This is a genomic window from Kitasatospora hibisci (genome assembly GCF_043950205.1).
Classification (GTDB): Bacteria; Actinomycetota; Actinomycetes; order Streptomycetales; family Streptomycetaceae; genus Kitasatospora; species Kitasatospora hibisci.
In genome coordinates this window covers 7,775,654-7,790,068 of record NZ_CP171642.1, presented here as the reverse complement: position 1 = coordinate 7,790,068, position 14,415 = coordinate 7,775,654, and the positions used below count along the sequence as shown (strand labels likewise).

Annotated in this window: 10 protein-coding genes; 3 read left to right on the top strand and 7 right to left on the bottom strand. The window is 74.2% G+C overall.

The genetic code is table 11. The features are described 5' to 3' along the window. The first annotated feature begins 76 nt into the window (after positions 1-76). Positions 77-958 (top strand): MBL fold metallo-hydrolase, encoded by an 882-nt coding sequence (locus ACF9IK_RS33830; protein ID WP_395297881.1) that lies wholly within the window; start codon positions 77-79, stop codon positions 956-958. A gap of 81 nt (positions 959-1,039) precedes the next feature. Here ACF9IK_RS33830 and ACF9IK_RS33825 read toward each other — a convergent pair whose 3' ends face one another. Together ACF9IK_RS33825 and ACF9IK_RS33820 are read right to left on the bottom strand one after the other, a co-directional pair. Next, complete coding sequence (locus tag ACF9IK_RS33825) at positions 1,040-1,384, bottom strand: hypothetical protein (protein ID WP_395297880.1); 345 nt, start codon at positions 1,382-1,384, stop codon at positions 1,040-1,042. Beyond that, on the bottom strand, positions 1,384-2,268 hold the full coding sequence (locus ACF9IK_RS33820; RefSeq protein ID WP_395298759.1) for an ArsR/SmtB family transcription factor: 885 nt from the start codon (positions 2,266-2,268) through the stop codon (positions 1,384-1,386). The genes ACF9IK_RS33825 and ACF9IK_RS33820 overlap by 1 nt, the downstream gene beginning before the upstream one ends. Before the next feature lie 160 nt (positions 2,269-2,428). On the opposite strand from ACF9IK_RS33820, the gene ACF9IK_RS33815 reads away from it, so the two are divergent. Next, positions 2,429-4,189, top strand: coding sequence for a serine/threonine-protein kinase (locus ACF9IK_RS33815; protein WP_395297879.1), 1,761 nt, complete (start codon positions 2,429-2,431; stop codon positions 4,187-4,189). Positions 4,190-4,640: 451 nt separating this feature from the next. Here the strand turns inward: ACF9IK_RS33815 and ACF9IK_RS33810 are convergent, their stop codons facing one another. Next, on the bottom strand, positions 4,641-5,423 hold the full coding sequence (locus tag ACF9IK_RS33810) for an NAD(P)-dependent oxidoreductase (RefSeq protein ID WP_395297878.1): 783 nt from the start codon (positions 5,421-5,423) through the stop codon (positions 4,641-4,643). 71 nt (positions 5,424-5,494) lie between these two features. Here ACF9IK_RS33810 and ACF9IK_RS33805 point away from each other — a divergent pair, with 71 nt between their 5' ends. Continuing rightward, entirely contained in the window at positions 5,495-6,409 is a 915-nt protein-coding gene (locus ACF9IK_RS33805; RefSeq protein WP_395297877.1) for a LysR family transcriptional regulator, read from the top strand. 75 nt (positions 6,410-6,484) lie between these two features. Here ACF9IK_RS33805 and ACF9IK_RS33800 read toward each other — a convergent pair whose 3' ends face one another. From ACF9IK_RS33800 to ACF9IK_RS33785, 4 genes are all read right to left on the bottom strand, one after another. Further along, positions 6,485-6,838, bottom strand: coding sequence for a hypothetical protein (locus ACF9IK_RS33800; protein ID WP_395297876.1), 354 nt, complete (start codon positions 6,836-6,838; stop codon positions 6,485-6,487). 73 nt (positions 6,839-6,911) lie between these two features. Further along, a complete protein-coding gene (locus ACF9IK_RS33795) occupies positions 6,912-7,514 on the bottom strand; it encodes a hypothetical protein (protein ID WP_395297875.1) in 603 nt (200 codons plus the stop codon). A gap of 146 nt (positions 7,515-7,660) precedes the next feature. After that, positions 7,661-10,174 carry a SpoIIE family protein phosphatase gene (locus ACF9IK_RS33790; protein ID WP_395297874.1) on the bottom strand — a complete coding sequence of 838 codons (2,514 nt, stop codon included), beginning with the start codon at positions 10,172-10,174 and terminating at the stop codon, positions 7,661-7,663. Next, positions 10,171-14,394 carry a HAMP domain-containing protein gene (locus ACF9IK_RS33785; protein WP_395298758.1) on the bottom strand — a complete coding sequence of 1,408 codons (4,224 nt, stop codon included), beginning with the start codon at positions 14,392-14,394 and terminating at the stop codon, positions 10,171-10,173. Before ACF9IK_RS33785 ends, ACF9IK_RS33790 begins: the two co-directional genes overlap by 4 nt. Positions 14,395-14,415 lie beyond the last annotated feature (21 nt).

Here is a 14,415-nt window from a genome sequence, read left to right as displayed (position 1 = left end):
GCTCATCAGGTAGCTCCTAGGCTCGACAGCAGCGGGGCCGAGGGGGTCGCCGCAGGACCTCATCGGGAGGAACACCGTGGAGCGGATCGTGCTCGGCGACGCCGAGATCACCAGGGTCAGGGAGTGGGACGGGCCGTTCGCCCCCGCGCAGGCGATCGTGCCGGGCCTGGCGGCCGAGGTCTGGAAGGAGAACGAGGAGTGGCTGGCGCCCGACCACTGGGACCCGGCGACCGACAGCCACGTCGGGGCGCTGCAGACGTGGGTGGTGCGCCACGGCGGGCGCACCGTCCTGGTCGACACCGGAGTGGGGCGGGACCGGGACCGCCCGGGGAACGCACTGTTCCACCGGAGGCCCAGCGACCTGCTCAGCCGGCTCGCCGCGGCCGGCGTGCAGCCGGAGGAAGTCGACGTGGTGGTCAACACCCACCTGCACGTCGACCACATCGGCTGGAACACCATGGACCGGGAAGGGACCTGGGTACCGACCTTCCCGAACGCCGTCTACCTGATGCCGGCCGCCGACCACGTCTGGCTCACCGCCGAGGCAGAGCGGGACCGCACGGGCGCCCGCGGTCTGATGTACGCCGACAGCATCCTGCCGATCCAGCAGGCCGGGAAGGCGGTGCTGTGGGAGGGCGAGTACCGGATCGACGACGCCCTCACCCTGGAGGAGGCGCCCGGACACACCCCCGGCTCCTCGGTGCTGCGACTCGCCTCGCACGGCGAACGGGCCGTCTTCGTCGGTGACATGATGCACAGTCCGGTCCAGATCCTGCACCCCGGCTCCAACAGCTGCTTCTGCGAGGACCCCGAGCGGGCCGCCGCCAGCCGCCTGCGCGTCCTCCAGCGGGCTGCGGACGAGCGCGAGTTGGTGGTCCCCGCACACTTCGGCGGCACCGGGGCGGCCGAAGTGCGGCGCAACGGCGCGGGGTTCGAGGTCACCCGCTGGGCGGGCTGAACCTGCCCGGGTCCCCCCTCCTCCCCGGCCGCCCCTGCGCCGCGTACCCGCACCCGGGCGCGGGGCGCAGCGGCGGCCGCTTCACGCCGCCGCCTCCGCGCCACCGAGGGTGCAGAGCGATTCCGCCTGGCACCGGATGCGCTCCCGGAGTCCCGCCGTGTCGCCGGCGAGCTCGATGACGCGGTCGATCGTCCAGGTGTCCTGCGCCAGGCGGTTGTCGTAGGTGGTGTTCGCGCCCGCGGCCACCGAGGCGGCGGCTCCGACGGTCGCCGCCGTGACGAGCGCGACGTGCGCGAGGATCCGATCGGCGTCCCACTCCCCCTCGGGCGGAGCCGAGACCCGGTCGCCGGCCGCGGTGACCGCGGCGGCGGCGTCCAGCAGCGCCCGGTACGCGTCACGCAGGGCGGTGGTGTCCATCAGGTCCATCAGGTGTGCCCCCTCCTCTTCGTTCGACGGTGGTCCCTCGGCGGCCCCACGGCGCCGGGCCGGGCCCCACCGGGCCCGGCGTGCTGCGGCTCATGCGTGCGGCGTCGGCCGGACATCTCCCACGGCGCCTGCGGCAGCACGTCGCCCGTCTCCAGCAGCGACTTCAGGTTCGCCAGCACGGCCGGCCACCCGTGCGCGATGCCGTCGCGCATCTCCGGGTCGGGAAGGTTCTCGTGGGTCACGGTGAGCCGGACGATGTCCTGGTGCGGCTCGACGAGGAAGGTGACCACCGAGGCTTCCGCCGCGGGATCGGCGCCGGGGGTGTCGTTGAAGGTGACCACCAGGCGGGTCGGCGGCTCGGCCTCGATCACCCGCCCGACGACGTCGACGGCGCCCGAGCCGTCGACCCGGCGGTGCTCCCAGGTCGAGCCCGGCTTCCAGTCCGAGACGTTGGCGTGGGCCCAGTACCGCGCCGTCAGGTCGGCGTCGGTCAGGGCCTCCCAGACCCGGGCCGCGCTCGCGCGGATGTAGGTCACGTAGACGTAGGTCGGTACGGATTGCGATGCGACGGTCACGGCTGGCTCCTCGGCCCGGCTCTTGATGGCACCGATCGCTTGCAGACGCGGTCGGTCGAACCCGGAGATCCAGCGCTCCTCGATCTCCTGGATCGGCGCCGGGTTCAGGTAGTGAAGCCGTTCCCGTCCGCGCCGCACCACGGCCACCAGGCCGGCGCGCTCCAGGACGTCGAGGTGCTGGGTCGCCGACTGGCGCGCCATGCCCAGCCGCTCGCACAGTTCGCGCAGCGTCTGGCCGTTCTGCTCGCGCAGGCGGTCGAGGAGGAGTCGTCGGGTGGGGTCGGCCAGTGCTTTGAAGACCGCGCCCATCGCTGTCTCGTCGGGGCTCACCACCCGATTACGCAGGCATTTACCTGCCTATTGTCAACGAGCCGCCCTGAGCAGCGAGGACGGTCGCGGACATGACCATCCCGACCGGGCGTCGAGGCGTGATCGCTATCATGGCGCCGGTCGACGAGGGGGGACGGCGATGGCAGCCGCTGCGGGCGGTACGGCAGGCGAAGAGGCGCGCGAGGGCCTGGTCATCGCGGACAGGTACCGGCTGGTGCGCCGACTGGGCGCCGGCGGGTTCGGGCAGGTCTGGCAGGCGGCCGACACCGTGCTGCACGTCGACGTCGCGGTCAAGCAGGTCTGGCTCGCCCCGGCCATGGACGCGGCCGAGACCAGCGAGCGGCTGCTCCGGGCGCAGCGCGAGGCGCGCAGCGCCGCCCGGCTCCGCGACCACCCGCACGTCGTCGCCGTGCACGACGTCGTGGTGGCGGACGGGGTGCCGTGGACGGTGATGCAGCTGGTCGCGGGAGGCTCGCTGGCCGACCGGTTGGAGGCGGGCGGGCCGCTCGCGCCCGACCACGCCGCCCGGATCGCCGCCGCCATGCTCTCGGCGCTCGGCGCCGCGCACGCGGCGGGCATCGTGCACCGCGACGTGAAGCCGGCCAACATCATGCTGGCCGACGACGGCCAGATCCTGCTGACCGACTTCGGCATCGCGCTGCGGCACGAGGAGACCGCGCTGACGGTGTCCGGCGCCGTCATCGGCTCCGTCGAGTACATGGCGCCCGAGCGGATCCAGGGGGAGGGCGACGGGCCGGCGGGGGACCTCTTCTCCCTCGGCGTCGCGCTGTACCACGCCGTCGAGGGGCGGTCCCCGTTCCGGCGGGCCACGCCGACCGCCTCGCTGCTGGCCGCGGTCTCCGAGGAGGCCCCGCCGATGCGGCACACCGGCATCCTCGCGACGGTGATCCAGGGCCTGATGGCCAAGGACCCGCGGCAGCGGCTCACCGTCGAGGCGGCCACCGCGCTCCTCGGGGGGCCGGCCGCCGTGCCCCGCCCCACTCCGGCGACCACGACGGCGGCCGGCAGCGAGGCGCCCACACAGCTCGTCGCCGCCCACCCGACCGGGCCGGCCGTCCCCCCGCCCACCACGCCGTTCACCGTCCTCGATCCCGGGCCGGCGCCGACACCGGCCGCGGCCGGACCTGCCGCCGCGCCGGACACGTTCGTGCCGGAGACCGCTGCACCGGGCGTTCCCGCACCCGAGGCGGACGAGGCGGCCCCCGGCGGCCGCCCGAAGCGGCGGTGGGGCGTGATCACGGCCTCCCTCGTCGCGGGCGTCACCGCGCTGGGTGTGGCCTTCGCCGTGCCCTACTTCTCCTCGACCGGGGAGATCCAGTCCAAACTCCTGCAGAAGAGCGAGCTGCCGGCCGGCTACAGGACCGACTGGGGTGCGGGTGACATGGGCTACCTCAAGCCCGTCTCCGGCAGTTGGCCGTGCGCGGCCCGCAACCGGCAGGTCGTCTGGAAGCACTCGGAGGACGACACCGTGGAGTACATCCGGGACGGCGGCGACGCGAGGACCCACTACGGCTTCAACGAAGGCCTCCGGAAGGCCGATCCCGCCGCAGCCGCCCGGCACCTGCAGGCCGTCCGGGACGAGGTCTCCGAGTGTGCGTCCTTCACGGCGGACCTCAAGACCGGTCGAAGCTCCATGCGCTGCGAGATCACCATCACCGCGCTGCCGGCCCCGCAGGCTCCCGGCCTCGACATCGTGGGCCGCCGGGAGACGTTGACCTGCGGTGAGGGCGGCACCCTCTACGCGCCCGCCGTCGTGGAGAAGTTCACCGCCGCGAGGGGCGGATACCTCGTCGAGTTCTTCGCCACCGACAGCTACCCCTTCCCACCCGCCGAGGAGACCTCGGCCCTGATGACCAAGGCCCTGCGCAAGCTCTCCTGAGTCCGCGCCGACCGGACCGTCGGCCCTCCCCGCCCCGGTCCCCCGGCCGCCACCGCTGCCACCACCGAGCGGGCGCCCGTCGCTCGTTCGGATGGAATTCGGTGCGGGAAAGGGGAGTTCGGGCGCGCGCATACGATGCTCGCGAGGGGCGGCGACCTCCTGGAGCAGCTCTTCCCGGGGCTGCGCGGCGAGCTGGAGGCCGACGGCGCGCCCGTGTTCGACTACGGGCTGGGCATCGACTTCCTCCTCCCCGGCGGGTTCGCACCGAGACACCGCACCGGCGTGACGATCCAGAGCTTCACCCGCGACGAGCTGGAGCGGCGGATCCGCCGCCGGGTGCTGGACCTCCCCGGGGTCACACCGATGCCCGGCACCCGGTGCGAGGGGCTGCTCCGGGACGCCTCCGGCCGGGTCCGCGGTGGGGACCGTACCCGCCGGCGGCGCGGCGCGCCTACCGGCGGATCGCGTCGACGATCCGGGAGAGGTCCTGCTCGGCGAGGTCCGGGTGGGCGAGCAGGAGGTCGCGGACGGCGGTGAGCACCGGTCCTCCGCCGGCCAGGTCGACGTCCTTGGCGGCCAGCCGGATCGGGAAGTCCGCGTCCCGGCTGCGCGCACGGGCCACCGCTCCGCCGAGCGGCCCGTTGGCCAGGACGCCGAGGGCCAGCTCCTCCGGCAGGCCGAGCGAGTCGGCGAGCGCCAGCGTCTCGCCGATCAGCGCGACTCCCCCGACCACCGCGCTGATCACGACGAGCTTGAGCGCCGCGCCGGAGCCCGGGCCACCGCAGCGCAGCACCGTGCCGAGCGTCCCGAGCACGGGCTGCGCCCGGTCGAGGTCCTCGGCCCGGCCGCCCGCCAGGACTGTCAGCCCCCCGGTGGCCGCGGGGCCGACACTGCCCAGGACCGGGGCGTCGACCAGCGCGACACCGTCGGGCAGCCGGTCGCGCAGGGCGGCCGTGGCGGCCGGGCCGATGGACGACATGTCGATCCAGAGCGTGCCGGGCGCGAGTCCGTCGGCGACCCGTCCGCCCACCGCCTCGACCGCCGCCGGGTCCGAAAGCATGGTGATGACGATGCCGGCGCCCTGGGCCGCCTCGGCGGGGCTCGCGGCCTCGGTGAGGCCGTCGGCACGGCCGGGGGTCCGGTTCCAGACCGTCAGCGGGTACCCGCTGTCGACGAGTCGACGGGCCATCGGCAGGCCCATGCGGCCGAGTCCAAGAAATGCGATCTTCTCCATGGCCTCCACGCTAGGGAGAGCGGAGGCAGGCGACAAGCGAATGTCTCGCATGGTAGCCATGCGGTATGGACATGGCATGGCTCGAAGTCTTCCGCACCGCCGCACATCTGGGCTCGTTCACCGCCGCCGGGGACCGGCTGGGGTTCACCCAGTCGGCGATATCACGTCAGATCTCCACGCTGGAGTCGGAGTTCGGTGTCGAGCTCTTCGACCGCCTGGCGCGCGGCGTCCGGCTGACCGAGCACGGCCGCGCCCTGCTGCCGCACGCCGAGGCGATGCTCGACCGACTCGACTGCACCCGGAAGGAGTTGGCGGCGCTCACCGATCTGAACCTCGGCCGGCTGCGGGTCGGCGCGTTCGACAGTGCCAACGCGGCGCTCGTGCCGGGGGCGTTGGCGACCTTCCGCACGGCCCATCCGAAGGTGGCGATCTCGCTCACCGAGGGCCTGTCGGCCGACCTGCTCGACCGGCTCCAGGACGGGGCGATCGACCTCGCCGTGGTCGCCGGCTATCCCGAACACGGCTACGACAGCGAGCTGTTCGACCTCCACCCGCTGGTCCAGGACCCGGTCCTGGTAGCTCTCCCCCGGCAGCACCCACTGGCCGCGCGAGACCGGGTGCGGCTCGCCGAACTGGCCGGGGAGGACTGGATCGCGGGAAGCCGGAACACCGAGTCCACCCTCCTCGCCGCCTGCGTGCGGAGCGGCTTCCGGCCGCGCGTCGAGTACGTGGTGGCGGGGTGGACGGGCAAGCTGGGTCTGGTCGCCGCCGGGTTCGGGGCGACGCTCATCCCCTCGCTGGCCGCCCGTGCGGCCCGGACCGACGTCGCACTCGTCGCCCTGCACCCCGAGGACACACCCGTTCGGCTGGTGCAGACGGCCACGCTCCGGGCCCGGTCGCTGCCTCCGGCCTCCGCCGCCTTCCTCGCCCTCCTGCGCGAGGCGGCGGGAGGCGCACCGGCCGCCATGTCCGGCCGACGGGATTGACCGGGCGTCGGCGACGCCCGGTCGTCGGCTCCCCCGCACCGGTCTACCGGAAGGGCAAAGGCGTGTCGGACACTCCTACGCCCGGTTGACCCTGACCCCGCCGAGCAGGCCCCAGGCGTCCACCCGGACGGTCGGGCCGCCGGCCACGGTGGGGCCGTCGTCGCTCACGCCGCCCAGGCGCACGCCGCCGACCACCACGCGGACGTTGGGCCGCACGGTGATGCTGACGCCGCCTATCAGGCTCAGCTTGGTGATCTTCATCTCGGCGCCGTCGGGGAGGTCGAGGTCGGTGAGGTCGATGTCGGCCCCACCGATCAGCGAGGCGGTGACGGTCCGCTCGTGGAGGGTCTTCCCGTCGAGCTTGTGGCCGCCGACGATGCTCACCCGGACGTCGGTTCTCTCGCGGTCCAGGGCGGTTTCCTTGGTCATGATCACCATCGTAGGGCCACCCCCTGGGCGCCGGGCAATCCGTCAGCACCGACCGCTTCCATCGCAGTTGCCGTCACCGGCCGAGCAGGTGCCGGAACCGGCCGCCGGAGCGGACCGGGACGGCAGGATCCGCAGTCTCCCGGCTGCCCGGCTCCTCCGCGACCCGGGCATCCGGCGCGCGGGAGGCCTCGGGAGCACCGAACGCTCCCGACGGGCCGGGAGTACCGGACGTGCCGGGAGTACCGGGTCCGGCGTCCACGTCCGCGGCTTCGGACCGGCCGGGGGCGTCGGGCGGCGGAGCCGCGGTCCCCGGCTCGCGCCCGCCGCTGCGCGCCGCCCGCTCGGCCTCCGTGTAGGGCACGCCGTACCAGCGGTCGTACGGCCGACGGCGTTCGGCCCGCGCGGCCGGGGCGGACTCCCCGGTCCGGTAGGCCGGCTCGGTACCGAGGCGGACCGGGCGATGCGCCCGACGGGCTCGGGCGATCATGGCCAGGCCCAGGCAGAAGAGCAGGGCGAGCGCGATGCCGGCGAGGAAGATCCCGAGGCTGCTCAGGGTCGCCACGTCGTTGCCGAGGACGCTCGCGGTGTAGTCGGGGCCGCCGTCGAGGTTGTCGGCGATCAGCAGACCGGCGAAGGCACCGGTGGTCGCCATCAGCAGTAGTCCGAGCAGCAGCATGGCGGTCGTCCTCTCAGTCCGTGCTCCCCCGCATTTCGGTTCGTCTGCTCGGCCGCGCCTACCCCGACCTCGCCGAACCTAACGAACCCCACCCGGCCCGAACGGACGCCGCCCTCCACGGGCCCCGGGGGGCCCGGTCCGGTCGCTCACTCCACCCGGACGGCGATCAGACAGGTGTCGTCGTCGGTGTCGGCCGGACTGACCTCCAGCAGATGGTCGAGGTAGCGCTCCAGGTCGGCGCCGGGCGCGCCCGCGGCCCGAATCAGCTGGTCGACCGACTCCTCCACCGGGCGGTCCCGCCGCTCCACCAGGCCGTCGGTGTAGAGCAGCAGGACCTCCCCGGACGCCAGACCGGTGGTGTACTCCTCGTACTCCGCGTCCTCCAGGGCGCCGAGCAGCACGCCGTGCGGCAGCGGCAGGACGTGAGCACCGTCCGCGCCGAGCCGGATCGGCGGCAGGTGGCCGGCCCGGGCCCAGCGGATCGCGCCGGCCGCCGGGTCGTAGAGGGCGCACGCCGCGGTGGCGGTGACCTGACCCGGCTCGCGGAGCGCGAGGGTGTTGACCCACTCCAGCAGCCGGCCGGGCCCCGCGCCGGTGATCGCGAGGCCGCGCAGCGAGTGCCGGAGCGCCACCATGCCGGTCGCCGCGCCGACGCCGTGGCCGGCCACGTCTCCGACGGCCAGCAGGACCTGCCCGTCGGGCAGCGGCAGGACGTCGTACCAGTCACCACCCACCCGGTCGCGCTTGGCGGCCGGGCGGTAGCGGACCGCGGCGCTCAGGCCGGTGGCACCGAGCGGCGGCGGTTCGGCCGGCAGGATGGCCTGCTGGAGCCGGAGCGCGAGCTGTTCGCTCTCGGCCGTCTCCTGCTCGCTGTCGGCCAGCCGCTCCCGGGTGGCGCCGAGCGCGACCTCCGTCCAGCGCTGGGACGACACGTCCTGGTACGCGCCGCGGACGCCGGTCACCCGCCGCGCCTCGTCCAGGACCGGCTCGGCGACGACCCGGGTGTAGCGCTGGGTGCCGTCCGGGTGCACCATCCGGAAGACGGCCGCGGACGTGCGGTGCCGCCGCTGCACGGAGTCGAGCAGCCGGCGGAGGGCGGGCGCGTCGTCCGGGTGGACGTGGTCGGCCAGCCGCGCGAGCGGGACGGGGTCCGCCTCGGCGGCCAGGCCGTAGAGCTCTCGGAGGCCCTCGTTCCAGAGGATCCGGCCGGTGGCCGTGTGCTCCTCGAAGCCGCAGACCCGGGCGATCCGCTGGGCCTGGCGGAGCAGGGCGGCCTGGTCGCCCTCCCCCGAGCGGTCGGTCTCCACCTGCCAGCTGACCAGGAGGCGCCGGCCCCATGGGGCGACCGCGATCCGCACGGTCGCGGGCAGCGGCGTGGAACCGCTCTGGAAGACCAGGTGCAGCAGCTCGGCCGGCTGGGGCTCGCCGGTGCGGTGGGCGTGCTGCAGCCGGTCGAAGAGACCGGTGGCGGAGGCATTCGGATAGCTCTCCAGCAGTGTGGTGCCCTCCAGCGCGGTTCGGCGGCGGCCGAGCGGGTCGCGGAAGTGGGCGTTGACCTGGTCGATCCGGAAATCGACGAGCTCGCCGTCGCGGAGCACCGGGGCGAGCAGCAGGCCGGGGGTGAGCAGGCCGTCGAGCAGCGGTCCGGCCTGGTCCGCGGCAACGCCGGGGGCGGCCGGACCGGCCGGGGCGCTCTCGCCGAGCAGTCCGGCGCAGAGTTCGGCGAGGGCGTGGAGCTGCCGGCGCAGCGACTGGTTCAGGGCGGGGACCGGTCCCGGCCAGCGGAGCTCCAGGGCGCCGCGGCAGCGGCCGCCGTCGATCAGCGGGAGGACGACGCGGTCGCCGGGACCTCTGGCGGCCGGGGCTCCCGACTCGACGGCCCGCTCCCCGGTCCCGGTCGTCCGCTCCGCTCGTCCCGCCAGCTCCGTCCCTCCTGCCTGGACCGAACTCGCCGTCCCGGGGCCGTTCGCCGCCCCCGGCTCCGCTGCCGGCCCCGGAGCTACCGTCCCGGGGCCGTCCGCACCGTCGGCCGGCTCCGGCCAGAGCACCCGGCCGGAGCGGACGACGCGCCCGGCCGGCGTGTCGACGCCCGGCGGCACCCGGCTCCAGCTCTCGGCCTCCACGGCGCCGATGCCGGCGTGGGCGGCGAGCACGAGGGCGCCCCCGGGCAGCTGCTGCCAGACGGCGACGGCGCTGCTCCCCAGCGGTCGGGCGGTCTGGTCGAGTATCGCGTCGACGGCCTGTTGCAGATCCGGGACGGCGGCCAGGGCCGGGGTCGGCGGAAGGCTCGCCGGTCCCGCCGGCCGGTCGTCGGGGCGCGTCCCGGATGCCGGCCGGAGCTCGTCGCCGGAGCGGCGCCCCACCCCGCCCGCACGGATCTCGACCGTTTCCCCGGGGCGGCCGGCGACGTCCGCGGCGAGATCGGCGACCCGTACCCCGGTCTCCCTGGCGAGCCGGGCGAGGTGGACGGCCGCCTCGTCGGGGGAACAGCGCAATCGCTCGGCGAGGATGCCGGTCGCGAGGTCCACCGCCGAGCGGGCGATCCCCTCGGCGCGGAACCGGTCGAGGTCCTGCTGGAGTCGGCGGACGTTCTCGGCGAGCTCGCGGGCCACCACGGCGGTGCCCGGGTCGCCGGCCTGCCGCCCCGCCGGCCCGCTCACGGCGGTGCCAGCCGGTCGCGCATCCGGTCGAGCAGTGCGGGTGTGTCGACCGGCTTGGTGACGTGGTCGTCGGCGCCGGCGGCCAGGCTCTTGTCCCGGTCACCGGGCATCGCCTTGGCGGTGACGGTGATGATGGGGACCTGCGCCAGCCGCTCGTCGGCGCGGATGGCGGCGATCGCGGCGTAGCCGTCCAGACCGGGCATCATCACGTCCATCAGGACCACCGCGGTCTCGGGGTGGGCGCGCAGCAGGTCGATCCCGGCCCGGCCGTCGGCGGCGTGCAGGACGGAGACGCCGTGCTCCTCCAGGGCCGAGGTGAGGGCGAAGACGTTGCGCACGTCGTCGTCGACGATGACGACCGTGCGGCCGGCGAGCGGTTCGTCGGCCGGGGCGCGGCCCGCTGTCCCGGCTCGGGTGTCGGCCCCGGCGGCGTCGGACCGCCGGCCGCCGCCGAGGCAGGCGGCCATCCGCTCGCGCAACTCGTCCAGTCCGGCGACGAGTTCGACACCCTCCCAGCCGGCACCGGGGCCCGCCGGTGCGTCCGCTCCCCGGCCGGTTTCGCCGCCACCGCGGTAGCCGAGCAGTACCGGCCCCCCGTCCCCGTGTTCCCCCTCCTCGGTTGTCCCCGCCGCGGGCTCGGCCAGGGCGGCGAGCGCCTCCCGGGCGAGGTCGGCGGAGCCGCCGACGTCGAGGACGACGCAGCGGTACGGGCCGTCGCCGAGCGCGGCGCGCAGCTCGGCCGGGTGCCCGACGCTGCGGATCCGGGCCGGGGCCGCCGGCTCACCGGGCGAGGCGGTCACGCTGCGGGCGAGCAGGGTGAGCAGGCCGGGCGGGTCCGGCTCGACCACGAGCGCCTGCGGGGCCCGCCCGCGGCCCGTCTCCCCTGCCCCGGCCCCCTCCGTCTCGCTCGGCTCGTCCGCCCCCGCGCCCGCCGTCTCGCTCACGCCCGCCGGAGCCGGCCGCACCCCGCTGTCGTGCGGGCCGACCGGCAGGTAGAGGGTGAAGCAGCTGCCCTCGCCGACGACGGAGCGGATGGTGATGGTGCCGCCGAGCAGCCGGGCCAGTTCGCGGCTGATCGAGAGCCCGAGGCCGGTTCCGCCGTAGCGGCGGCTGGTGGTGCCGTCGGCCTGCTGGAACGCCCCGAAGACGGTGTCCAGGTGCTCGGGGGCGATGCCGATCCCGGTGTCCTGGACCCGGAAGGCCACCGCCGCGGTGGCGTGGCCGAGTTCGTTCGGCAGGTCGGCCTCGGCGGCGCGCTCGATCCGCAGCTCGACCCGCCCGACGTCGGTGAACTTGACCGCGTTGGAGATCAGGTTGCGCAGGACCTGCCGCAACCGGGCCTGATCGGTGACGAGTTCGGCCGGTACGGCGGGGTCGACGGTGACGGTGAAGTCCAGGTCCTTCTGGTCGGCGAGCGGCCGGAAGACGGAGTCGACGTACTCCAACAACTCGCGGACGGGGAACGGTTCGGGGCTGAGCTCCATCTTGCCGGCCTCGACCTTGGAGAGGTCGAGGATGTCGTTGATGAGCTGGAGCAGGTCGGAGCCGGCCGAGTGGATGACGCCCGCGTACTCGACCTGTTTGGCCGTCAGGTTGCCGCTGGAGTTCTGGGCGAGCAGCTGGGCGAGGATGAGCAGGCTGTTGAGCGGGGTGCGCAGTTCGTGGCTCATGTTGGCCAGGAACTCGGACTTGTACATCGAGGCGAGGGTGAGCTGCCGGGCCCGCTCCTCCAGTTCCTGACGGCCCTGTTCGATCTCCAGGTTCTTGGCCTCGATGTCGCGGTTGCGCTCCGCCAGCAGTGCCGCCTTCTCCTCCAGCTCCGCGTTGGAGCGTCGCAGCTCCTCCTGCCCATGCTGCAACTCATCGGAGCGGTCCTGGAGTTCGGCGGTCAGCCGCTGGGACTCGCCGAGCAGCTCGTCGGTGCGGGCGTTGGCGAGCAGGGTGCCGATGTTGACGCCGCAGGCTTCGGCGAACTGGGCCAGGAAGTCCCGGTGGACCTGGCTGAACGAGTGCACCGAGGCGAACTCCAGCACCCCGATCAGCCACTCCTCCAGGGCGATCGGCAGGACGACCAGCGAGCGGGCGTCCGTCCGGCCGGCCCCGGAGGCGATGGTGGCGTAGCCGGGCGGCAGGTCGTCGACGGTGATCCCGCGACGGCTGCGTGCGGCCTGCCCGACCAGCGACTCGCCGAGCCGTACGCGGTGCGGGCCCTCGCCCGCCGGGCGGCCGTAGCTGCTGATCAGGGCGAGTTCGGTGCCGTCCGGTGCCTCCTCGACGAGGTAGAACGCGCCGAACTGCGCACCCACCAGCGGCGTGAGCTCATCGGTGATCATCTCGGCGACGGCCCGGATGTCGCGCCGGCCCTGGATGGCGGCGGAGAAGCGGGCGAGGTTGGTCTTGAGCCAGTCCTGCTCCTGGTTGGCGCGGGTGGTCTCGCGCAGCGAGCCGACCATCGCGTTGATGTTGTCCTTGAGGTCGGCGACCTCGCCGGAGGCGTCGACGGTGATCGAGCGGGTGAGGTCGCCGGCGGCGACGGCGCTGGTGACCTCGGCGATCGCGCGGACCTGCCGGGTGAGGTTGCCGGCCAGCCCGTTGACGTTCTCGGTGAGCCGCTTCCAGGTGCCGGAGACGCCCTCGACCTCGGCCTGCCCGCCGAGCCGGCCCTCGCTGCCGACCTCGCGGGCCACTCGGGTGACCTCGGCGGCGAAGGCCGAGAGGGTGTCGACCATGGTGTTGATGGTGGTCTTGAGCTCCAGGATCTCGCCGCGCGCGTCCACGTCGATCTTGCGGGTGAGGTCACCGTTGGCCACCGCCGTGGTGACCTGGGCGATGTTGCGGACCTGGTTGGTGAGGTTGGTCGCCATCGAGTTGACGTTCTCGGTGAGGTCCTTCCACGTCCCGGCGACGTTGGGTACCCGTGCCTGGCCGCCGAGGATGCCCTCGGTGCCGACCTCGCGGGCCACCCTGGTCACCTCGCCCGCGAAGGCCGACAGGGTGTCGACCATGGTGTTGATCGCGTCGGCGAGAGCGGCCACCTCGCCCTTGGCCTCGATGGTGACCTTCCGGGAGAGGTCGCCCCGGGCGACGGCGGTGGCGACCTCGGACATCGAGCGGACCTGCCCGGTCAGGTTGGAGGCCATCACGTTGACGTTGTCGGTGAGGTCCTTCCAGGTGCCGGAGACGCCCCGGACGGTGGCCTGGCCGCCCAGGTTCCCGGCGGTGCCGACCTCCCGGGCGACCCGGGTGACCTCGTCGGCGAAGGCGGAGAGCTGGTCGACCATCGTGTTGATGGTCTCCTTCAGCTCCAGGATCTCGCCCCGGGCGTCGACCCGGATCTTCTGGGTGAGGTCGCCCTCGGCGACCGCGGTGGTCACCTCGGCGATCGAGCGCACCTGTGCGGTGAGGTTGTCCGCCATGACGTTGACGGATTCGGTGAGGTCCCGCCACGTCCCGGAGACGTCCCGGACGTCCGCCTGCCCGCCGAGCCGCCCGTCGGTGCCCACCTCCCGGGCCACCCTGGTCACCTCGCCGGCGAACGAGGAGAGCCGGTCGACCATCGTGTTGATGGTCGTCTTCAGCTCCAGGATCTCGCCGCGCGCCGCGACCGAGACCTTCTGGGTCAGGTCGCCCTCGGCGACCGCGGTCGCCACCTGGGCGATGGCCCGGACCTGGCTGGTCAGGTTGCCGGCCATGGAGTTGACCGAGTCGGTCAGGTCGCGCCAGGTGCCGGCCACCGCGGGCACCTGCGCCTGCCCGCCGAGCCGCCCGTCGGTGCCCACCTCCCGGGCCACCCTGGTCACCTCGTCGGCGAACGAGGAGAGCTGGTCGACCATGGTGTTGACGGTGATCTTCAGCTCCAGGATCTCGCCGCGCGCGTCCACCTCGATCTTCTGGGTGAGGTCACCGCGGGCCACCGCCGTGGTCACCTGCGCGATGTTGCGCACCTGCCAGGTCAGGTTCCCCGCCATCGCGTTGACGGAGTCGGTGAGCTGGAGCCAGGTCCCGGAGACGTCCCGGACGTCGGCCTGCCCGCCGAGCCGCCCGTCGGTGCCCACCTCCCGGGCCACCCTGGTCACCTCGTCGGCCACCCGGGAGAGCTGGTCGGCCATGCCGTTGAAGACGTCGGCGATCTCCCCGAGCACCCCGGGCTGCCCGGGAGCCAGCCGGGTGCGGAAGTCGCCGTCGCGCACCGCCGTCAGACCGGCCAGCAGCTGCCGCAGTCCCTGATCGGCGGCCCGGGC